Origin of the sequence: Cytophaga sp. FL35, from assembly GCF_014349235.1 — a bacterium.
Lineage (GTDB): Bacteria > Bacteroidota > Bacteroidia > Flavobacteriales > Flavobacteriaceae > Euzebyella.
In genome coordinates this window covers 34,813-55,651 of sequence record NZ_JACSOH010000012.1, presented here as the reverse complement: position 1 = coordinate 55,651, position 20,839 = coordinate 34,813, and the positions used below count along the sequence as shown (strand labels likewise).

The 20,839-nt window shown below is 39.1% G+C and carries 16 protein-coding genes; 11 read left to right on the top strand and 5 right to left on the bottom strand.

Annotated features, from left to right (window positions below; genetic code table 11):
• Window positions 1–21 precede the first annotated feature (21 nt).
• The gene (gene fabF, locus BIZ36_RS11315) at window positions 22–1,275 is read right to left on the bottom strand and encodes a beta-ketoacyl-ACP synthase II (RefSeq protein WP_187458020.1); all 1,254 of its coding nucleotides are present in this window, start codon (window positions 1,273–1,275) and stop codon (window positions 22–24) included.
• 114 nt (window positions 1,276–1,389) lie between these two features.
• Window positions 1,390–1,623 carry an acyl carrier protein gene (locus BIZ36_RS11310; RefSeq protein ID WP_008269813.1) on the bottom strand — a complete coding sequence of 78 codons (234 nt, stop codon included), beginning with the start codon at window positions 1,621–1,623 and terminating at the stop codon, window positions 1,390–1,392.
• Between the two features lie 248 nt (window positions 1,624–1,871).
• On the opposite strand from BIZ36_RS11310, the gene purN reads away from it, so the two are divergent.
• From purN to BIZ36_RS11290, 4 genes are all read left to right on the top strand, one after another.
• Window positions 1,872–2,447 (top strand): phosphoribosylglycinamide formyltransferase, encoded by a 576-nt coding sequence (purN, locus tag BIZ36_RS11305; protein WP_187458019.1) that lies wholly within the window; start codon window positions 1,872–1,874, stop codon window positions 2,445–2,447.
• Window positions 2,448–3,083, top strand: a complete 636-nt coding sequence (locus tag BIZ36_RS11300) for a ribonuclease H1 domain-containing protein (RefSeq protein ID WP_187458018.1) — start codon at window positions 2,448–2,450, stop codon at window positions 3,081–3,083.
• Window positions 3,084–3,577: 494 nt separating this feature from the next.
• Complete coding sequence (locus BIZ36_RS11295) at window positions 3,578–4,504, top strand: PfkB family carbohydrate kinase (protein WP_187458017.1); 927 nt, start codon at window positions 3,578–3,580, stop codon at window positions 4,502–4,504.
• 51 nt (window positions 4,505–4,555) lie between these two features.
• Window positions 4,556–6,454, top strand: a complete 1,899-nt coding sequence (locus BIZ36_RS11290) for an amidophosphoribosyltransferase (protein WP_187458016.1) — start codon at window positions 4,556–4,558, stop codon at window positions 6,452–6,454.
• Window positions 6,455–7,365: 911 nt separating this feature from the next.
• Here the strand turns inward: BIZ36_RS11290 and BIZ36_RS11285 are convergent.
• Window positions 7,366–7,974 (bottom strand): superoxide dismutase, encoded by a 609-nt coding sequence (locus BIZ36_RS11285; RefSeq protein WP_187458015.1) that lies wholly within the window; start codon window positions 7,972–7,974, stop codon window positions 7,366–7,368.
• Window positions 7,975–8,048: 74 nt separating this feature from the next.
• Here BIZ36_RS11285 and BIZ36_RS11280 point away from each other — a divergent pair, with 74 nt between their 5' ends.
• Complete coding sequence (locus BIZ36_RS11280) at window positions 8,049–11,207, top strand: UvrD-helicase domain-containing protein (RefSeq protein ID WP_222937357.1); 3,159 nt, start codon at window positions 8,049–8,051, stop codon at window positions 11,205–11,207.
• Here BIZ36_RS11280 and BIZ36_RS11275 read toward each other — a convergent pair.
• Entirely contained in the window at window positions 11,204–11,341 is a 138-nt protein-coding gene (locus BIZ36_RS11275) for a hypothetical protein (protein WP_187458014.1), read from the bottom strand. The genes BIZ36_RS11280 and BIZ36_RS11275 overlap by 4 nt on opposite strands.
• A 112-nt stretch (window positions 11,342–11,453) precedes the next feature.
• On the opposite strand from BIZ36_RS11275, the gene kbl reads away from it, so the two are divergent.
• The 3 genes from kbl to BIZ36_RS11260 all read left to right on the top strand — a co-directional run bounded on the left by kbl (window position 11,454) and on the right by BIZ36_RS11260 (window position 16,911).
• Window positions 11,454–12,647, top strand: coding sequence for a glycine C-acetyltransferase (gene kbl / locus BIZ36_RS11270; RefSeq protein ID WP_187458013.1), 1,194 nt, complete (start codon window positions 11,454–11,456; stop codon window positions 12,645–12,647).
• A gap of 113 nt (window positions 12,648–12,760) precedes the next feature.
• Entirely contained in the window at window positions 12,761–14,101 is a 1,341-nt protein-coding gene (locus BIZ36_RS11265; RefSeq protein WP_187458012.1) for an OmpA family protein, read from the top strand.
• Window positions 14,102–14,166: 65 nt separating this feature from the next.
• A complete protein-coding gene (locus BIZ36_RS11260; protein WP_187458011.1) occupies window positions 14,167–16,911 on the top strand; it encodes a PD-(D/E)XK nuclease family protein in 2,745 nt (914 codons plus the stop codon).
• Window positions 16,912–16,945: 34 nt separating this feature from the next.
• Here the strand turns inward: BIZ36_RS11260 and BIZ36_RS11255 are convergent, their stop codons facing one another.
• Window positions 16,946–17,659: an SDR family oxidoreductase gene (locus tag BIZ36_RS11255; protein WP_187458010.1), complete on the bottom strand. Its 714-nt coding sequence runs from the start codon at window positions 17,657–17,659 to the stop codon at window positions 16,946–16,948.
• Window positions 17,660–17,894: 235 nt separating this feature from the next.
• Here BIZ36_RS11255 and uxaC point away from each other — a divergent pair, with 235 nt between their 5' ends.
• The 3 genes from uxaC (at window position 17,895) to BIZ36_RS11240 (ending at window position 20,838) form a co-directional block, all read left to right on the top strand.
• Complete coding sequence (gene uxaC / locus BIZ36_RS11250; protein WP_187458009.1) at window positions 17,895–19,301, top strand: glucuronate isomerase; 1,407 nt, start codon at window positions 17,895–17,897, stop codon at window positions 19,299–19,301.
• Between the two features lie 62 nt (window positions 19,302–19,363).
• Window positions 19,364–20,368, top strand: coding sequence for a TRAP transporter substrate-binding protein (locus BIZ36_RS11245; protein WP_187458008.1), 1,005 nt, complete (start codon window positions 19,364–19,366; stop codon window positions 20,366–20,368).
• Window positions 20,368–20,838 carry a TRAP transporter small permease gene (locus BIZ36_RS11240; RefSeq protein WP_187458007.1) on the top strand — a complete coding sequence of 157 codons (471 nt, stop codon included), beginning with the start codon at window positions 20,368–20,370 and terminating at the stop codon, window positions 20,836–20,838. The genes BIZ36_RS11245 and BIZ36_RS11240 overlap by 1 nt, the downstream gene beginning before the upstream one ends.
• Window position 20,839 lies beyond the last annotated feature (1 nt).

Here is a 20,839-nt window from a genome sequence, read left to right as displayed (position 1 = left end):
TGGAAGGAAAACCCATGGGAATTACTCGCTTATTTTTTTGAAGATAACGCAAGCATTGTGTCCGCCAAAACCAAATGTATTGCTCAGTGCTACATTGACCTCCCTTTCTTGTGCCTTGTTCAATGTAAGGTTGAGGCTAGGGTCTATATTTTCGTCTACCACCTCATGGTTAATGGTAGGCGGGACCAAACTATGTTTCATCGCCAAAATGGAGGCAATGGCTTCAATGGCACCTGCCGCACCCAATAAGTGACCTGTCATGGATTTGGTAGAGTTGATGTTGATGTTTGGCGCGTGGTCACCAAATACCTCACTTATGGCCTTGAGTTCCGCAACGTCACCTAAGGGTGTAGAAGTGCCGTGGGTATTGATGGCATCTACATCTTCGGGTTTTAAACCTGCGTCTCTCAAGCAATTTTCCATAACACGTACAACCCCAATACCATCAGGATGTGGAGCCGTCATATGGTATGCATCACTGGAAAGTCCACCACCGGCTACTTCCGCATAAATTTTTGCCCCTCTTGCCTTGGCATGCTCGTATTCCTCAAGGATAAGAGCTCCGGCCCCTTCGCCTAAAACAAATCCGTCTCTAGTAGCATCAAAAGGCCTTGATGCTGTTTCAGGGCTTTCATTTCTGGTTGAGAGTGCATGCATGGCTCCAAAACCGCCCATACCCGCAATAGTAACGGCAGCTTCACTACCACCTGTTACTACTACATCACAATGGCCTAAACGTATATAGTTCAAGGCATCTATAATGGCATTGGCAGAAGAAGCACAGGCCGATACCGTAGTATAGTTAGGCCCCATAAATCCATGCTTGATAGAAATATGTCCGGGAGCAATGTCGGCAATCATTTTAGGAATGAAAAATGGGTTAAATCGTGGTGTACCGTTTCCTTCGGCAAAATTCATTACCTCATTTTGAAAAGTTTCTAGACCACCAATTCCGGCTCCCCAGATTACACCTACCCTAAATTTATCCAAATTTTCTAGCTCCAGGCCAGAATCTGCAATGGCCTCATCAGAAGAAACAAGGGCATACTGTGCAAACCTGTCCAATTTGCGAGCTTCCTTGCGATCAAAGTGATCCTCGGCATTAAAGTTTTTAAGTTCACAGGCAAATTTTACCTTGAATTTTTCAGTATCGTAATAAGTTACGGGCGCCGAACCACTTTTACCGGTTTTCAGACCTTCCCAATACTCCTCAATATTGTTACCAATAGGCGTTAATGCTCCTAGACCGGTAACCACTACTCGCTTTAATTGCATTGAACTTAATTTTTCGTTTTGATTTAAGCCAACCGTAAATTAAAAAAAATTATCCATGCGATAAGGTTACCGCATGGATAATTTTGAATTCTCTATTTAAAGAATCATTAAAGATTACTTCGCTTCTTCTATATAACTAATGGCTTGGCCAACTGTTGCGATATTCTCAGCTTGATCGTCTGGGATTTGGATATCAAATTCTTTTTCGAACTCCATAATCAATTCCACTGTATCCAAAGAATCTGCCCCTAGGTCGTTTGTAAAGCTAGCTTCCGTTACAACTTCGTTTTCATCTACACCTAATTTATCAACGATGATAGCCTTTACTCTTGATGCAATGTCTGACATAATAAAATTGGTTTTAAATTTAAATTGTTGGCAAAAATAAAAAACTTTAGTTGAATTACACCATTTGCCGATAAAATGTCTTCTAAATTACTAAAATTAAAAATACAGGTATTACTTTACTTGCAATTATTTTTAACGATTATAGCATTAGCCTCATCTCCAATCTTAAGTGTTTTAACATGCCCAGATACCATAAAAAATATGGTAATTTGCATTGTAAATAGATAAACTTCTTAAGTAAGGTATTTGTGGAGACCAAGAAAATTGTACTATTCGCATCTGGTTCCGGTTCAAACGTCGAGAACATTTTCAATTATTTTCAAAATAATCCAAGGGTAGAGATTAGCTGCGTTTTTACCAATAAACGGGATGCTCAGGTCATTGACAGGTGCAACCGTTTAAAGATCAATGCTCTTTATTTTAACAGGCATTCATTTTACAATACAGGTCTTGTTTGCTCGATTCTAAAAAACTTGCAACCTGATTTAGTTGTTCTGGCTGGCTTTCTTTGGAAAATACCTCAGGACCTTATTGATGCCTTTCCTCAGAAAATAATCAATATTCATCCGGCATTGCTACCTAAGTATGGGGGGAAGGGCATGTACGGAGCCCATGTTCATAAGGCCGTGAAGGAAAATGCCGAAACGGAAACCGGTATTACTATACATTACGTAAATGAACATTATGATGAGGGCGCCATTATTCAACAGGCAAAAACAACTCTTACCGGTGAAGACACACCTGAAAGCATTGCAACTAAAGTACATGACCTGGAGTATGAATTTTTCCCAAAGGTAATAGAGCAATTGTTGAAAGAAGGTTAAATGGCAAAAAAGGAAAAATTCTATACTGTTTGGAAGGGTAAACACCCCGGCATATACGATACTTGGAAAGACTGTAAGGCCGCCATAGATGGTTTTAAGGGTGCGCAGTACAAGTCTTTTGGCAGTTTTGCCGAAGCAAAAAAGGCATATAATGGCAATTATTCCGATTATAAGGGAAAGAAAAAGCAGCCCGCTAAACTTTCCGCAGCCGATGCCCTAAAATGCGGAACTCCCAATTACAATTCCATTTCCGTTGATGCCGCCTCTAGTGGAAATCCTGGGGTTATGGAATACCAAGGGGTAGATACCAAAACAGGTAAAAAGCTCTTTAAACAAGGTCCGTTTCAACAAGGAACCAACAACATTGGTGAGTTTTTGGCCATTGTACATGGGTTGGCCTATTTAAAAAAGAATAATAGTGACCGTATCATTTATACTGATAGCCGAACCGCAATGAGTTGGGTACGCAAGAAAAATTGCAATACCAAATTGGAAGAAAACGCCAAGAATAAAGAACTTTTTGTGATGATTAGAAGGGCCGTGGAATGGCTTAAGACTAATTCTTATGGTACCCCGGTGGTTAAATGGGAAACCAAGGTTTGGGGTGAAATTCCGGCTGATTTTGGAAGAAAGTAAAATTTAACTCTTTTTTAAACCCCTAATTCACCACAAGGGAGGAGTAACGGGGGACATGAAGTAATACGATCTTTTTTGCATTGCCCAAAAAATGAACCAAAAAACGCTAAGCGGATTTAATCTTTTTTCAAATTTACCCGCATCGCCCAGAACGCTTTTGTGTGGGCAAAATGCTCTTAGTACACCTTCCTTTGTAGGCAGGCGCCTGCTCCCTTCTATGAAAACAGCTTGATTTCCTAGAAAAGCCTAAATAGGTCATGGTCTTTTACGTGGATTCCATATGTTATGCAGGCTCTAGTAACTTTTAACTACAAACTATCTATTTGAAACCATCAACCACCAAAAAGCTTTGCTTAAACATGGAGTAGATACAAGATAAATTTTACTATTTCTTACCGATAACATCCCGTTTACCGAATTTTATTATTTGATATCCGCCAGAGGGTATATTCGCTTTGCAAAAGCTTATATTTGCAGCAAAATTGCAAAACCTTATGGGTAAACTTTTAATTGTAGGAACCGTTGCCATTGACGAGATTGAGACCCCTTTTGGAAAAACAGGGAGGGTATTGGGCGGTGCCGCAACTTTTATTGGGCTGGCAGCCTCACAATTTCAGGTAGAATCCGGTATAGTGTCCGTTGTTGGTGATGACCTGCCAGATGCGTACCTAGATTCATTAAGGGCCAAGAATATAGATCTTGAAGGTGTGGAAATAGTAAAAGGAGGCAAGACCTTTTATTGGAAAGGAAAATACCATAACGACTTAAACAGTAGGGATACCCTAATTACCGAATTAAATACGTTGGCCGATTTTCAACCAAAGGTTCCCGATCATTTTAAGGATGCAGAAGTGGTCATGTTGGGTAATTTGCACCCATCCGTTCAGTTAAGTGTAATTAATCAGATGGAAAAGCCACCAAAACTTATTGTTTTGGATACCATGAATTTTTGGATGGATAATACTCTTCAAGAACTGAAAGAGGTCATTAAGCACATAGACGTTATAACCATCAACGATGAAGAGGCACGACAGTTGACCGAAGAATATTCATTGGTAAAGGCTGCAGCGGCAATCCAAGAAATGGGTCCTAAATATGTGGTCATTAAAAAAGGGGAGCATGGGGCACTGTTATTTCATGATGAAAATGTATTCTTTGCGCCCGCCCTGCCTTTGGAAGAAGTATTTGACCCTACTGGGGCCGGTGACACATTTGCCGGCGGCTTTACCGGATATTTGGCCGCGACGGACAACCTATCTTTCAAGAATATGAAAAATGCTGTTATCCATGGGTCCAATTTAGCCTCTTTTTGTGTAGAGCGATTTGGAACCGAACGAATGAAGGATTTAAAAAAAGAAGAGGTGAGCAGAAGGTTGCTTGAGTTCAAGGCCCTCACCCAATTTGATATAGAATTAAAGTAACACATGCCCCTATCTAAACAGGGGCTTTTTTAATAGAGAAAGGATAGTGTAATGAGTGATGCTATAAAACACGAATGTGGTATTTCGGTAATTCGTCTACTTAAACCATTAGAGTATTATAAGGAGAAATACGGGACCGCATTTTATGGGGTGAACAAAATGTATTTGATGATGGAAAAGCAGCACAACCGTGGGCAGGATGGCGCCGGCTTTGCCAGTATTAAGTTGGATGTAGACCCAGGAGAGCGGTATATGAGCAGGGTGCGTTCTTGTGCCCAACAACCCATTCAAGATATTTTTGCCCAAATAAACGACCGAATAAATAATACGCTAACGGAATTCCCAGAATACCAAGATGATGTTGCCTTACAGAAAAAGCACATACCTTATATTGGGGAAGTTTTGCTTGGCCACGTTAGATATGGAACTTTTGGAAAGAACAGTATTGAAAGTGTGCACCCTTTCCTGCGCCAAAATAACTGGATGCACCGTAATCTAATCGTTGCCGGTAACTTTAACATGACCAATGTGCACGAACTCTTTGATAATTTGGTGCAGCTGGGCCAACATCCTAAGGAGATGGCAGATACGGTGACGGTAATGGAAAAGATAGGTCATTTTTTAGATGATGCCGTTGCCAAATTATACAAGCAGATAAAAAAGGAAGGGTATACGAAACAGGAAGCTTCTCCCTTGATTGCAGAAAGATTAAAACTTAATAAAATACTTAAGCGGGCCTCTAAAAATTGGGACGGTGGCTATGCCATGGCAGGATTATTAGGTCATGGAGACGCCTTTGTACTCAGGGATCCGGCAGGCATTAGGCCAGCGTATTATTATCAAGATGATGAAGTGGTGGTAGTTGCTTCGGAAAGACCGGCCATACAAACAGTTTTTAATGTAAAATATGAAGACGTAGTGGAGCTGGATCCCGGTAACGCTATCATCATCAAGAAAAACGGAAGCGTATCCATCAAAGAAATCATTACTCCCGTAGAGCGCAAAGCTTGTTCTTTTGAACGGATCTATTTTTCTAGGGGAAGTGATAAGGAAATTTACCAAGAGCGTAAAGAATTAGGTAGATTGTTGTTTCCTCAAATCTTGAAGTCCATTGACCATGATATGAAAAACACCGTGTTTTCGTATATACCAAATACGGCTGAAACTTCCTTTTTTGGTATGGTCAAAGAAGCTCAAAACTATCTTAACAAGAAAAAGGAAGAGCAGATTCTAGAATTAGGACCAAAAATCACCAGCGAAGAATTACATAATATTTTATCCATTAGACCTAGGATTGAAAAGGTGGCAATCAAGGATGCCAAGTTGAGGACTTTTATTGCTCAGGACAGTGGAAGGGATGATTTGGTAACCCACGTATATGATATTTCTTACGGGTCTGTAAAAAAGGGTGATAATCTGGTAATTATAGATGATAGTATCGTTCGCGGCACAACTTTAAAAAGAAGTATCCTTCGAATTTTGGATCGACTTTCTCCTAAGAAAATTGTGGTGGTGTCTTCCGCTCCGCAAATTAGATATCCTGATTGCTATGGGATCGATATGGCCAAGCTGGAAGATTTCGTGGCTTTTAAAGCTGCCTTGGCACTTCATAAAGAAAGGTTGACCATGAACGTAGTGGATGACATATATGATAAATGTATTCAGCAAGTTTCTTCAAAGGATACAGAGGTGGTTAATTACGTTAAGGAGTTTTATGCCCCTTTTACAGATGAGGAAATCTCGCAGAAAATAGGAGAGTTGTTGAGTCCCGAAGGTATTAATGCTGAAGTACAGATTATTTACCAAAATATAGATAATTTACATCAGGCTTGTCCTAAGAACTTGGGCGATTGGTATTTTACGGGAGATTACCCTACACCTGGTGGTAATAGAGTGGTCAATAAGGCCTTTATCAATTTTTATGAAGGTAAAAACGAAAGGGCGTACTAACCCTTTTTATCGATAAAAAGCATGAACGAGGGTAGTTTGTCGATCATCTAAGTCGTTTAACGGCTTTTTGATTGTAGGAGAACTACCACCCTATAATTTTAAACTTGCCATAGCATAAGTAGGTTAAGTTCATGGTAAGATTTGGGGCAAAAAAGGTGGAGTCTTCTCCACCTTTTTTATTTTCAAGGACTTAGAACCTTGCTATAATTTTTCTGAAGCACATTTTTGACTTTAGAGTAGTTCATCTTATTTATAGGTCATTTGACAAAGAACTTTTAGCCCCAACGCATGTCGCTCTATATTTGGAGGACCATAGCATAAGTAGGTTAAGTTCATGGTAAGATTTGGGGAAAAGGCGGAGCAATGCTCCGCCTTTTTATTTTTTACTTTTCAGTCGATCGAAGCATTTTTCTCAACCATCTGTTATATTCGTATATTTTTTTGCTAACGTCCGTCAATTGCTAAAAATGGTATTTTGACCATGTATTTGTACGTTTATCCAATACCTTTTTCGCCGCTACTTATTCGCTTTATATTTGGAGGACCATAGCATAAGTAGGTTAAGTTCATGGTAAGATTTGGGGAAAAGGCGGAGCATTGCTCCGCCTTTTTATTTTATAGAATTATCACTATTTCACCATGTTATGGGTAAAAGCGACCCAATATGTTAACAAAATGCATTAAAATTTCTTAAAATTCTTTTTTTATTTCCCACAATACCAGTATTTTAGTCTTGCCATAGCATAAGTAGGTTAAGTTTATGGTAAGATTTGGGACGAAAAGGGTGGAGATTTCTCCGCCCTTTTCTATTTTTAATATTCGCTGTTTTAGAAACAAATAGCTGCTTTACATTAGCAAAAAAAAAAGCCGGTAGAAATTAATCTAACGGCATTCTTTTCAAGAAGATTTATTTATTTACCTGAAGCATACAGTTCAGAAACTTTATCCCAATTAATTACATTGAAAAATGCACTGACGTATTCGGGTCTTTTGTTCTGGTAATTGAGATAGTAAGCGTGTTCCCAGACATCCAAACCTAAAATAGGTAATCCTTCGCAACCAACTCCTGGCATTAAGGGATTATCTTGGTTGGGGGTACTGCAAACCTCTACTTTTCCACCTTTGTGAACACATAACCATGCCCAACCAGAACCAAATTGTCCGCCCGCGGCACTACTAAACTTTTCTTTAAAAGCATCGAAAGAACCAAAGGCATCGTTGATGGCATCTGCCAATTCGCCAGTTGGTTCTCCACCTCCATTAGGAGACATTACTTCCCAAAAAAGTCTATGGTTATAGAAACCTCCACCGTTGTTTCTTACGGCACTATTGCTTAAGTCAAGGTTCTCTAGAATTTCTTCTATGGACTTGCCAGCCAAATCTGTTCCTTCTATGGCACCGTTAAGTTTTGTAGTATATCCGTTATGGTGCTTCGTATGATGTATCTCCATGGTACGAGCGTCAATATGTGGTTCTAGCGCGTCGTAAGCATAGGGTAATTTTGGTAATTCAAAAGCCATTTTACTTATGTTTTTAGATTATTATTTAGTAAACTGAAAAGTACGGTTTTTAACAGTCAAAATACCTTAATTATTTGTTAAGAACTCTTTTAGAATCCTTATTTTGCGTAAAAAAGCACTTGGAAGATATTCCGTATAAAATATACAATGCATCGGCCGGTTCGGGAAAGACCTATACACTTACAAAAGAGTACCTTAAAATTGTTTTAGGATCCAAAGGTGGCTATAGGAAAATATTGGCAATTACCTTCACCAATAAGGCCGTAAATGAAATGAAATCCCGGATTTTACGGAGTTTGGAGGATTTTGCCACAAATGGTAGCCAAGGTTCATCTGCTAACTTGTTCAAAGAGGTGCAAGCGGAGCTTTCAACAACAGAAGAAGAACTTAAAAATAGGTCGGCCGTAACCCTTAAGGAGATACTTCATAATTACGCTTTTTTTGATATCTCAACCATAGACAAGTTTACCCATAGAATAATAAGAACTTTTGCAAAGGATTTGGGCATTCCACAGAATTTTGAAGTGGTTCTAGAAACGGATTTATTGCTAGATGAAGCTGTTGGCAAATTGTTGCAAAGGGCTGGAACGGATGAAAAGATTACAAAGGTATTGTTGGATTTTGCTCTAGAGAAAATAGATGATGATAAGAGCTGGGACATTTCCCAAGACTTATTTAATATTGGAAAGCTCATTTTTAATGAAAACCATTCCGGACATCTTGAAAAACTTAAAAACAAGAGCATCGATGATTTTCTTGAGTTAAAATCGGAGTTACGCAGAAATCAAAAGCTACTAGAGGAGAAATTAATTTCCACGGCCAAAAATATTTTAAGCTTAATTGATAAAACCGGCTTGGAGTTTTCAGATTTCACTAGAGGCTACTTTCCAAAATTTATTGAAGGGATAGCAAACGGCAATTTAAATCTAAATTTTGATGCGGGTTGGAAACAGAATTTTGAATCCACCGCGTTGTACAATAAATCTGCGCCTGAAAATATTAAAGCCACTTTAGATGATTTGCATCCAACTTTCAGCAAGGGATTTTTAGGTGTCAAAAAGTATTATTATCAACTTCAATTTTCCAAAAATATATATGGTAATGTGGTTCCACTTACCGTATTGAATTCTATAAGAAAGGAAGTGAAGGCCTTGCAAAAGGACCGTGATCTACTTTTAATTTCCGAGTTTAACGAGCTTATATCCAAAGAAATTAAAAATCAACCAGCTCCTTTTATTTATGAACGCTTGGGAGAAAAATACCGGCATTATTTTATAGATGAATTTCAAGATACCTCTTTGTCCCAATGGGGCAACCTTATACCATTGATGGGCAATGCCATGGAAAGTATGGATGCACAAGGTAAAAGCGGCTCCATCTTTTTGGTGGGGGATGCCAAACAGGCCATCTATCGCTGGAGAGGTGGTAGGGCAGAGCAGTTTTTAAATTTAGTGGGGCTAAGGACTAATCCTTTTGTAATTGAACCATCAACCTACAACCTTCCCGTAAACTATCGTAGCCATGAGGAGGTTATCAACTTTAATAATGACTTTTTCACCATCACGAGCCCGTTTTTGAATAATCAATTATATCGTGCTCTTTTTGAAGAGGGCAATAAACAGAAGACCAATTTTAAAAAGGGAGGACATGTAAATATTAGTTTTATTGAGGAAGAGGAAGGTTTTTTAAAGGAAGAAGTTTTCGGAAAAGAGGTTATAAACAGAATAGGGGAAATTACGGATAAGGGCTATAGCCTCCATGATATTTGTATATTGGTACGAAGCAATAGACATGGGGTTTTCCTTGCAGATTTCTTGACCCAAAATGACATTCCTACTATATCCTCGGAAAGTTTATTATTAGTGAGTAGCGATAAGGTGCGTTTTCTAGTAAATCTTTTACGTTTTGCGATTGACCCACAAAATAGTGAGGTGGCTTATGAACTAGTGAAGTTTCTCGGTAGTAGAGAAGATAAGGGCCATTCTTATTTATATGCTAACTTGGATAAAGTTGAGGGCTTATTTGTTGATGGCTATGATTTTGATATTAAAAAATTGTCCCGTATTTCTGTTTATGACGGGGTGGAATGGGCCATTAAACAATTCAAGCTCGCGGAATCATCCGATGCATATTTGTCGTTTTTCCTTGATGAAGTTTTTGATATTGAAAAAAAGGAAGGCACTGGCATCTATTCTTTTTTGGATAATTGGGAAAAAAGAAAGGAAAGATTAAGCGTAACTGCTCCCGAAAATTTGGATGCAGTTAGGATTATGACCGTTCATAAGTCCAAAGGACTGGAATTTCCTTTTGTTATTTTTCCCTTTGCCAATGAGCATATTTATAAACGGATAGGAGGTAAGAAAATGTGGCTTCCGGTGGCGTCTGATTTTGTTAAAGGTTTTGAGGAGGTGTTGGTCAATGAAAAGAAGGAACTTACGGAATATGGTCAAGATGCAGAGGACCTATACCATCAAGAAGAACATTTAATGGAACTCGATTCCTTCAATGTACTCTATGTGGCTTTGACCAGAGCTGAGAAGGGGCTGTATATTATAAGTGAGTTGGACCTTGATAAATCAGGTCAGGAAAAACCTGAGTATTATTCCGGACTTTTCATTCATTTTCTTAAAAGTAAGAATCTATGGAGTGAGTCAAAGAGACATTATGATCTTGGCTTTTTGGATATGAATACAAGGGAGCCTACAATATCCAGGGAGAACCATGTAGATTTCGCCTACACCTTTAAAGAACGCGATGCTTTTAAAATATTAACGCAATCTGGGTCACTTTGGGATACAGAAGTGGAAGAGGCTAGAGCCAAGGGAAATCAGATTCATCATGTTCTGGGGCTCATAGAAACGAAGGATGATATAGAGAGTGCGCTAAAAAAATCCATTGCAACCGGAGTTGTAAATCAAGATGAGGTCTCAAGAATTGAACAGGAACTACTGGCAGTTATGCAACATCCCAGTCTACAACCTTATTATAGTAAAGGGAAGGTTTATATGAACGAAAAAGATGTGATTACCTCAACCGGAACTATTTTGAGACCGGATCGTGTTGTTATAGAAGGTAAAAAAGCTGTTCTCATCGATTATAAGACTGGTAAAAGAAATCCAAAATATACAGAACAGATTTATTCCTATGCCGATGCCCTTCAAGAAATGGGGCTTGAGGTAACCCATAAAATCTTGGTTTACATCAATGATACCGTAAAACCGGAATTTGTTTAACCCTTGGATTTATTTTTCTTTTTATCCTTGATGTATTTATAACCTAAGTATGCAAATTGTGCCCCTACCAAGGCTAGTGTGTATTTTCTGCTGCGTACCAATGTAGACGCTAATCCTAATAGTTTTGACTTCATAAGTTCTGTTTTTATTTACATGATAGATATTTTTTACATTTGAAAAGAACCCAATCAGTTCAAAAAATATCTTATTCATTACAACAAATTAGTTGAAAAACACCTATATAATATGTACGGGAAGATTAAAGACCATCTACAGGAAGAATTATCACAAATAAAGGAAGACGGGCTTTTCAAAGAGGAGCGTATCATAACCTCTATGCAGGGTGCGGATATCCAATTAGCCGATGGGACGGAAGTAATAAACTTTTGTGCCAACAATTATTTAGGGCTTTCCTCCCATCCGGAAGTTATAAAAGCTGCCAAAGATACTTTGGATACCCACGGATTTGGAATGTCATCGGTCAGGTTTATTTGCGGTACCCAAGACATCCATAAAAAACTTGAGAAAACCATTGCTGATTTTTATGGCACTGATGACACCATATTATATGCAGCCGCATTTGATGCCAATGGCGGGGTCTTTGAACCTTTGCTTACCTCGGAAGATGCTATAATTTCAGATTCTTTGAACCACGCGTCCATAATTGATGGGGTGCGCTTATGTAAGGCTAAACGTTACCGCTATGCAAATAGTGATATGGCAGATTTGGAAAAGCAACTGAAGCAGGCCAACGAAGATGATGCAAGGTTCAAAATAATTGTTACGGACGGTGTTTTTTCTATGGATGGGTTGGTCGCTCCATTAGATAAGATTTGTGATTTGGCAGATGCTTACGATGCTATGGTCATGATAGATGAGTGTCATGCTACTGGCTTTATTGGTGCTACTGGTAAAGGTACATTGGAAGAAAAGGGGGTCATGGACCGTATAGACATTATTACCGGAACTTTAGGAAAGGCCCTGGGTGGTGCAATGGGCGGTTACACCACTGGGAAAAAGGAAATTATTGAAATGTTGAGGCAGCGTTCTAGGCCCTATTTATTCAGCAATTCCTTAGCGCCTGCTATTGTTGGCGCTTCCATAAAAGTTTTCGACCTGTTGCGTAATGATACTTCGCTAAGGGATAAGCTCCATGAAAACACTAATTATTTTAAGGAAGGTGTCAAAAAAGCCGGTTTTGATATCATTGATGGGGAATCTGCTATTGTACCAATCATGCTTTATGATGCCAAGCTCGCACAGGAGATGGCCAATCAACTTTTAAAAAGGGGAATTTACGTTATCGGTTTCTTTTATCCGGTAGTTCCTAAAGGTAAAGCAAGAATTCGCGTACAACTCTCTGCTGCTCATGAAACTAGACATTTAGACCGCGCAATCGCAGCATTTACGGAGGTGGGCAAGGCTTTAAAAATCGTTTAAATGCATTATTTTTCCCATAAAAAGCGTTAAAAAAAATAGGAAATTGATTTTGTTAATAATATTTAACAACTTACATTTGCAGCTAATAAACACTTAAACTTAAAAATTTGAACATGAAACATCTTAGCAAATTATTGGTTGTTGTCCTACTAGTTGTAGGGGCTAACAGCATACAAGCGCAAGACGAGAATAACCCTTGGCAGGTTAGCTTTGGGGTTAATGCCATAGACACCTACCCAACTGGTGACGATGGCGGTTTCGGTAGTCAGCTTTTCAATGCTACTGACCACTGGAACATTCTTCCTTCTATCTCTTACGTTGGTGTATCAAAGTACGTTGGTAACGGTTTCTCCGTAGGAGCCAGAGGTTCTTTGAACAAACTTGACAAGCTTGGAGATACAAGTGTAGACGATCTTTCTCACTACGCTATAGATGGTACTGTAAAATATAACTTTATTGAAGGAACTGTAATCGACCCATTCGTAGAAGTAGGTGGGGGTTATACTTGGGTAGACGAGATTGGCGCCGGTACTGTTAATGGTGGTGTTGGTATCAACTTCTGGTTTACTGATAACATCGGTTTAACTGTTCAAACTACTTACAAGCACGCTTTCGAAGATTATTTGGCTAAGCACTGGCAGCACCTTGCTGGTATCGCTGTTAAATTTGGTGGTACTGATACTGATGGTGACGGTGTGTATGACAAAGATGATGCATGTCCAGAGGTTGCTGGTCTTGAGGCCTTCAACGGTTGTCCAGATGCAGACGGCGATGGTATCGAAGACAGCAAAGATGCTTGTCCTAACGAAGCTGGTTCTGCTGAAATGAACGGTTGTCCTGATTCAGATGGGGACGGTGTTGCTGACAAGGATGATAAGTGTCCAGATGTTGCTGGTCTAGCTAACTTGGCTGGATGTCCTGATGCTGACGGTGACGGTGTTGCCGATGGTGACGATGAGTGTCCTAAAGAAGCTGGTCCTGCCGAGAACAAAGGTTGCCCATGGCCAGATAGCGATGGTGACGGTGTTCTTGACAAAGATGACAAGTGTCCAGACGTTGCTGGTACTGTAGCTAACCAAGGTTGTCCTGAAGTTACTGAAGAGGTACAGAAGCAATTGAACGACTATGCTAGAACTATCTTGTTCGATACTGGTAAGTCTTCTATCAAAGCTGAGTCTACTTCTGTAATGGTAGATATCATCACTATCTTGAAAGAGTACCCAACAGCTAAGTTTACAGTTGAAGGTCACACTGATAGCGTAGGTAGCCAGAAATTGAACCAAAGTCTTTCTGAGTCTAGAGCTCTTTCTGTGAAAGAATTCTTGGTAGACAAAGGAATTGAGGAGTTCAGATTATCTGCTATCGGTTACGGTGAGGATAAGCCAATCGCTTCTAATGCTACAAGAAGCGGTAGAAAAGAAAACAGAAGAGTTGAAATTAACTTGGTGAAGTAATTCAACCCTACTAAATAATTTAAAAAGCCCCGACATAAATGTCGGGGCTTTTTTATTTTTGGACTATGCAGAGTTTTTTAGAACAGGTAGCCCAAGAAGTAAGGAGCAGTAAACTTCCTTTAGATAAAACCGTTTTTGTACTGCCCAGCAAAAGGGCCGGAACCTTTCTCAAGACCATATTGGCTAAAACGGCTAATGCTACCTTTTTCTCTCCTGATATCTATAGTATTGAGGGCTTTGTAGAAGAAATTTCAGAGCTTTCATTTGCGTCACATACAAAACAGTTATTTACCCTTTATGAGGCTTACCTAGAACAAACTTGGGAACGAAAGGATGACTTTTTTGCTTTTTCCAAATGGGCATCTACTCTTTTGCAGGATTTTAATGAGATTGATAGGTATCTAATAGAATCCAATAGCCTATTTGGTAATTTAGCAGCAATTCAGGAGTTGAATCATTGGTCTCTTCAAGCCGAAAAAACCGAAATGATGAAAGATTATCTAAGTTTTTGGAATAATCTGGATAAGCTATATAATCGGTTCAATGATAAGTTACTCAGTAGCGATTTAGGCCATCAGGGACTAGTGTATAGAATAGCTTGTCAAAAATTAAGTTGGTACTTGGAGTCCAACGCAGATAGCCATTTTGTTTTTATAGGTTTCAATGCTCTTAATACTGCGGAAAGCACCATTATACAAGAGGTACTTAAGAAAGCCCAAGCAAGAATCTATTGGGATTTGGATGTATATTTTCTTAATGACGAGATACACGATGCAGGTTTGTTCATACGCCAACATAAAAAAGAGTGGTCTTATTTTGAGCACAATGAATTGAAGGGAATTAGTTCTAATTATCTTCAGAATAAAGCGATAAAAGTCATTGGCGTGCCAAAAAATATATCCCAGGCTAAATATGTAGGGCAGTTGTTAAATGAAATTCAAAGTGGTACTTCCATCGATTTAAAGAAAACGGCAGTTGTATTGGGTGATGAGAGTTTAATGAACCCCCTATTGAATTCAATTCCCGAAGAAATTTCAAGGGTTAACATCACTATGGGCTATCCTTTGGTTCAAACCCCTATGGCTTCCCTTTTTGATCAATATTTAAATCTTTATTTAAACAGAACTGACCAAGGTTGGTTTCATAGATTGTTGGAGTCGTTTTTATCCCATCCCTATATTCAACTGACTTTGGATTTTGAAGAGGAAAATAAGGTAAACAGCTTGTTGTCCTATCTTAAAACCAATAATTACGCCTACATAGGTTCTCAAAAACTTAGATATCTCGTTAACAGTGATTTGAGTGAAATTTTGTTTTTGGATAATACTCCAACACCAATTCAATGGATAGAAAATTGCCAAGCACTCATCTTACAAATGAAAGGAGTACTTCAACAAAAGAACGATTCCTTAGGTATGGAATACCTCTATAGATTTCACAAGGTCTTTAATCAATTACGGGACGTTATCAAGGACCATCAGTTTGTAAACGATTTGAAATCTTTACAATCGCTTTTTAGGGAAGTAGTGGGAGCTGAATCTTTGGATTTTCAAGGTGAACCTTTGGAAGGTTTGCAGATTATGGGAATGTTGGAGAGTAGAAATTTGGATTATGAAACGGTCATTATCACTTCAGTGAACGAAGGCATCCTTCCTTCAGGGAAATCCAATAATTCATTCATACCATTTGACTTAAAAGTAAGGTTGGGTCTACCTACTTACAAAGAGAAGGATGCTGTTTATACCTACCACTTCTACAGGCTTCTTCAAAGGGCGAAGAATATCTTCATATTATATAATACGGAGCCCGATGTGCTTGAAGGGGGGGAGCGAAGTAGGTTGATACATCAACTTTTAACGGATGTCAATATGAAACCGTTTATGACGGAGTCTATTGCAGCACCGATCATTCAGCCTCAGGTTAAAAAAGAGGAAAAGGTGATTAAAGACCAACACTTGCTAAAATTAATTAAAGAACATGCAACCAAAGGCTTTTCCCCCACTTCCCTAACCAATTACATAAGGAATCCCATAGATTTTTATAAACGTAATCTTTTGGGTATCGATGATGTTCTGGAAGTGGAAGAAACCATTGCCGCAAATACCTTTGGCACGGTGGTACATGATACCTTAGAAGAACTTTATACGCCTTTTATAGGTTCGAATCTGTCTATAGATAAGCTTAACGGGCTAAAGAATTCCATTTACGGGACCGTTCAAAAGCACTTCTCCAATTCTTATTTGGGAGGCGATATTTCAACAGGGCGAAACTTAATCGCTTTTAACGTAGTGGTGCGGTATGTTGAGAACTTTATTGCGATGGAAATTGCTGAACTTGAACACCATAAAATCAAGATTTTAGGACTGGAAAAAAGTATGAAGACCATCCTGGAAATTCCAGGAATTGATTTTCCAGTTGCTTTAAAAGGAAAGTTAGACCGTATTGATGAAATGGATGGAGTTATTCGCATTATTGATTATAAAACAGGTAAAGTGGTTCCTTCACAGGTAGAGATTGTGGAATGGGAAGAAATTATTCTGGATTATAAGTACAGTAAAGCTTTTCAACTTCTCTGTTATGCCTTGATGTTTCATAAAACGGAAGGTATCAACAATTTGGAATCCGGTATTGTTTCCTTTAAAAACTTGGTGGCAGGTCTTATGAGTTTTGCTACCAAGGAAAGTAGCAGGAGTAGGACAAAAAACAGGGAAATAAATCTTGAAACATTGGGAATTTTTCAGGAGCATTTGGCCATTTTAATTCGAGAAATTTGCCATCCGGAAATTCCGCTCCTCGAAAAGGAAGTATAAAAAAAGGCAGCAAAGCTGCCTTTTTTGTTTTATTCTATTTTTTATCCGGTCTGCTAGGCCGCACTTCCACTTTACTAGGAAGCGTTCTTGGGTGAATTTCTAATAGGTCCACCACCATCTGTCCAATATCTTCCGGTTGAATCTTCCAAGCATCCTTATCATCCGGTTGGTTACCCGCAAAATGAGTAGCTACGGAACCTGGCATAATAGTAGTTACCTTAATGTCAAACTTTCGCAGGTCTAACATCGCCGCTTGTGTAAAGCCTACTACTCCAAATTTAGTTGCATTATATCCTGCGCCATTTGCAAAAAAGTTCGTGCCGGCCAAGCTTGCCAAGGTCATATAGTATCCCTTCGACTTTTTAAGTGCTTCAACAGACGCTTTTAAGGTATGAAACACCCCATTAAGGTTGGTGTTGATCATCTGGTGCCATTCCGTTTCCGTCATTTCATCGACTGGAGCAAAATTACCGACTCCCGCATTTGCTATGACCACATCTATCTGCCCCCATTTTCCAATGATTTTTTTAACGGCTTCCTCCTCATCCCTGAGTTTGGATACGTCTGAAGATATGGCAAGTACCCTACTATCATCACCAAGTTGTGCAGCCGCTTTTTGTACCGTTTGAAGGGTTCTTCCGCTAATGGCCACTTTCATTCCTGCTTCCAACAATTTTTGCGCAACCCCAAAACCTATTCCTTTGGAGCCACCAGTTATATAAGCAACTTTTTCTTTCAAATTTTCCATGGTTATATTTTTTTCTGAATGTAAAACGACCAAGGGAAACCCAAAAAAAAGCGACGTTATAGTTTTCTTAAAAAGATTTTAGTTAAGCGACGAACGCTACGAAGCCTCTTTGTATTCTTTTTCTTTTTTCTTGTTTAAAAGGTAATAGAGTTCTATTTTTAAATCCTTGCAGATTTAAGAATGACAAGGATAAAAATCTGCTAATCCTAAATCAAATTAGTACATTAATTGAAATATGGTAAAACAACCTAGTTTAATAAACGATAATTTTTTGTTGCAAAGCAAGTATGCTGAAGAGCTCTATCATGACTTCGCCGTACACATGCCTGTAATCGATTACCATAATCATTTATCGCCTAAGGCCTTAGCGGAGAATACAGTTTTTGATTCTATAACGGCCGCTTGGATAGATGGGGACCATTACAAGTGGAGGGCCATGCGTACCTTGGGGGTAGATGAGAAATTCATTACCGGTAATGGTACCGCAAAAGAAAAATTTTCTCAATGGGCCTATACCGTACCCTATACCATGCGCAACCCTCTTTATCATTGGACTCACATGGAACTTACCCGCTATTTTGGTATTACGGATTTGCTTTCCGAAAAGAATGCGGACTCAATCTTTGATGCTACATCAGAAAAATTACGATCTCCGGAATATAGTTGTAGAGGACTTATATCTAAAATGAACGTTGACGTACTTTGTACAACGGAGGACCCAACTGATACGTTGGAATATCATCAGCAATTGGCAAAAAGTTCTTTTGGTACCAAAGTGAGTACCGCCTTTAGACCAGATAAGGCCATTGTTATTTCAGATAGTGGTTATAATGCATACATAGAAAAGCTTGAAAAGGTGACGGATATGAACATCTCCAGTTACCAAGACCTGTGTGATGCCCTGCGTAACCGAATTGAACATTTTCACGAAAACGGATGCCGTGTTTGTGATCATGGACTAAACCATTTGTTTGCAGAAGATTATACGGATTCTGAAATCAAGTCCATTTTTGAGAAGAGACGTGGTGGGGCCGATGTTACAGCAGAAGAAAATGCTAAGTTTCAAAGTGCTCTTTTATGGTATTTGTGTGAAACCTATCATGAATTCGGTTGGGTACAGCAATTCCATTTGGGCGCCCTTAGAAATAACAATAAGAGAATGTTGGCCCAGTTAGGCCCCGATACCGGATGGGATTCTATTGGAGATTATCCACAAGCGCAGAGTATTTCTAAATTCTTGAATACTTTGGATGGTAAGGACAAGCTTACCAAAACCATTCTTTATAACCTGAATCCTAGTGACAATGCCATGATGGCAACCATGATTGGTAATTTTAACGATGGTAGCGTACGTGGAAAAGTACAATGGGGTTCTGGATGGTGGTTCTTAGACCAGAAAGACGGTATGGAAGAGCAAATGAACACCCTTTCCAATATGGGGCTTATCAGTTGTTTTATTGGTATGTTGACCGATTCCCGTAGCTTCCTTTCCTTTCCAAGGCACGAATATTTTCGAAGGATTCTTTGTAATCTTTTTGGGGAAGATATTAAAAATGGCGAATTGCCCAATGATATGGAATGGATCGGTAAAATGGTACAGGATATTTGCTATAACAACGCCAAAGCCTATTTTGACCTTTAAACCATAGGTACTCTCAGACCAATTTCCCTAATTAGGGTAAACCTACTTGAAACTACAAACGGATGAAACACTTTTTTAAATTGATGTCTTTTCGGAAAATCTTAAGCATCATCTTCGTAGGGACATGGTTACTTTTCAACCTTTCCTGCGCCTCCAACAGTGATGAAAAAATACTGTTTTTCGCTCATTCCTTGCCTACATCCCACCCGGTTCACAAAGGTATTGTGGCTATGCAGGAATCATTGAACGAGAAATCGGGAGGCAAGTTGCAAATTAAGATTTTTCCTGATGGACAATTGGGCTCAGAGAGGGAAACCATTGAGTTGTTGCAAATTGGGAGTATTGCCATGACCAAGGTAAGTGCTTCAGCACTTTCGAATTTTGCACCCGAATACAAAATAACGGTAATTCCCTATTTGTTCCGTGATAGCGACCATTTGTTCAAGAATCTGGAAGGTGAAGTGGGCGAGCAACTTTTAGCTAGTGGAACCGAATACTTGCTCAGAGGGGTTTGCTTTTATGATGCGGGGGCTAGAAGTTTTTATACGAAAGATGCTCCAGTAAATTCTCCCGATGATTTAGACGGACTAAAACTTAGGGTGCAGAACGACCAGATGTCCGTGGATATGGCCAATACCTTAGGTGCCTCCGCAACGCCTATGGCGTTTGGAGAGTTGTATACAGCATTGCAACAAAATGTGGTAGATGGTGCGGAGAACAACATTCCTTCTTTTGTGAGCTCCAACCATTTTGAAGTCTGTAAATATTACATTTTTGATGAGCATACCATGGTACCCGATGTAGTAATAATTGGTACCAAGTTTTGGGATTCATTAAACGAAGAAGAAAAAGTTTGGCTAGAGGAAGCGGCAGACGAAAGTGTTGCCAAACAAAAACAGTATTGGAAGGAGACTGTAGATGAAAACATGAAAATGCTGAAAGAAAAGGGGATTGAATTCATATACCCCGATAAGACGCCTTTTGTTGAAAAATCCAGACCGGTAATGGAAAGGCTACTCGAGGACCCACAGTTAAGACCTATCATTGAAAAGATAAATGCTAACTAATGGATAAGATATATACTACTTTAAATAAAGTTATTGAGGCCCTATTGGCCGTCATCTTTGGGTTATTGGTAATTGATGTAGTGTGGCAGGTAGTTTCGCGCTATGTAGTGGGGCAGTCAAGTTCCTTTACGGAAGAGTTCGCTAGATTTTCCCTTATTTGGTTGACCGTTTTAGGGGCGGCACACATAAATGGAAGCAAAGATGGTCACTTGTCCATGGATTTTTTATTGACCAAGCTTCCCGAAGAGAAGAAGATCAAAAGACAGAAGATTATTCAGATTATGATGGCGGTCTTTGCCCTGGTGATCATGGTGATTGGCGGTGGTAATTTGGTTTATATCACTTTATCCTTAGGTCAGACCTCCTCAGCTTTGCAGGTCCCACTAGGATTTGTCTACGCCATCGTTCCCGTATCCGGATTGATCATTATATTTTTCTCTTATTATAATATTAAGAAACTAAACTTTTAAA

Excerpts from the sequence above, each read along its gene's own strand:
- BIZ36_RS11245 (WP_187458008.1), top strand. The coding sequence starts at position 19,364 with ATGAAACACTTTTTTAAATTGATGTCTTTTCGGAAAATCTTAAGCATC.
- kbl (WP_187458013.1), top strand. The coding sequence starts at position 11,454 with ATGTACGGGAAGATTAAAGACCATCTACAGGAAGAATTATCACAAATA.
- fabF (WP_187458020.1), bottom strand. The coding sequence starts at position 1,275 with ATGCAATTAAAGCGAGTAGTGGTTACCGGTCTAGGAGCATTAACGCCT.
- BIZ36_RS11260 (WP_187458011.1), top strand. The coding sequence starts at position 14,167 with ATGCAGAGTTTTTTAGAACAGGTAGCCCAAGAAGTAAGGAGCAGTAAA.
- BIZ36_RS11290 (WP_187458016.1), top strand. The coding sequence starts at position 4,556 with ATGAGTGATGCTATAAAACACGAATGTGGTATTTCGGTAATTCGTCTA.
- BIZ36_RS11275 (WP_187458014.1), bottom strand. The coding sequence starts at position 11,341 with ATGAAGTCAAAACTATTAGGATTAGCGTCTACATTGGTACGCAGCAGA.
- BIZ36_RS11255 (WP_187458010.1), bottom strand. The coding sequence starts at position 17,659 with ATGGAAAATTTGAAAGAAAAAGTTGCTTATATAACTGGTGGCTCCAAA.
- BIZ36_RS11310 (WP_008269813.1), bottom strand. The coding sequence starts at position 1,623 with ATGTCAGACATTGCATCAAGAGTAAAGGCTATCATCGTTGATAAATTA.
- uxaC (WP_187458009.1), top strand. The coding sequence starts at position 17,895 with ATGGTAAAACAACCTAGTTTAATAAACGATAATTTTTTGTTGCAAAGC.
- BIZ36_RS11300 (WP_187458018.1), top strand. The coding sequence starts at position 2,448 with ATGGCAAAAAAGGAAAAATTCTATACTGTTTGGAAGGGTAAACACCCC.
- BIZ36_RS11295 (WP_187458017.1), top strand. The coding sequence starts at position 3,578 with ATGGGTAAACTTTTAATTGTAGGAACCGTTGCCATTGACGAGATTGAG.
- BIZ36_RS11285 (WP_187458015.1), bottom strand. The coding sequence starts at position 7,974 with ATGGCTTTTGAATTACCAAAATTACCCTATGCTTACGACGCGCTAGAA.
- BIZ36_RS11265 (WP_187458012.1), top strand. The coding sequence starts at position 12,761 with ATGAAACATCTTAGCAAATTATTGGTTGTTGTCCTACTAGTTGTAGGG.
- BIZ36_RS11240 (WP_187458007.1), top strand. The coding sequence starts at position 20,368 with ATGGATAAGATATATACTACTTTAAATAAAGTTATTGAGGCCCTATTG.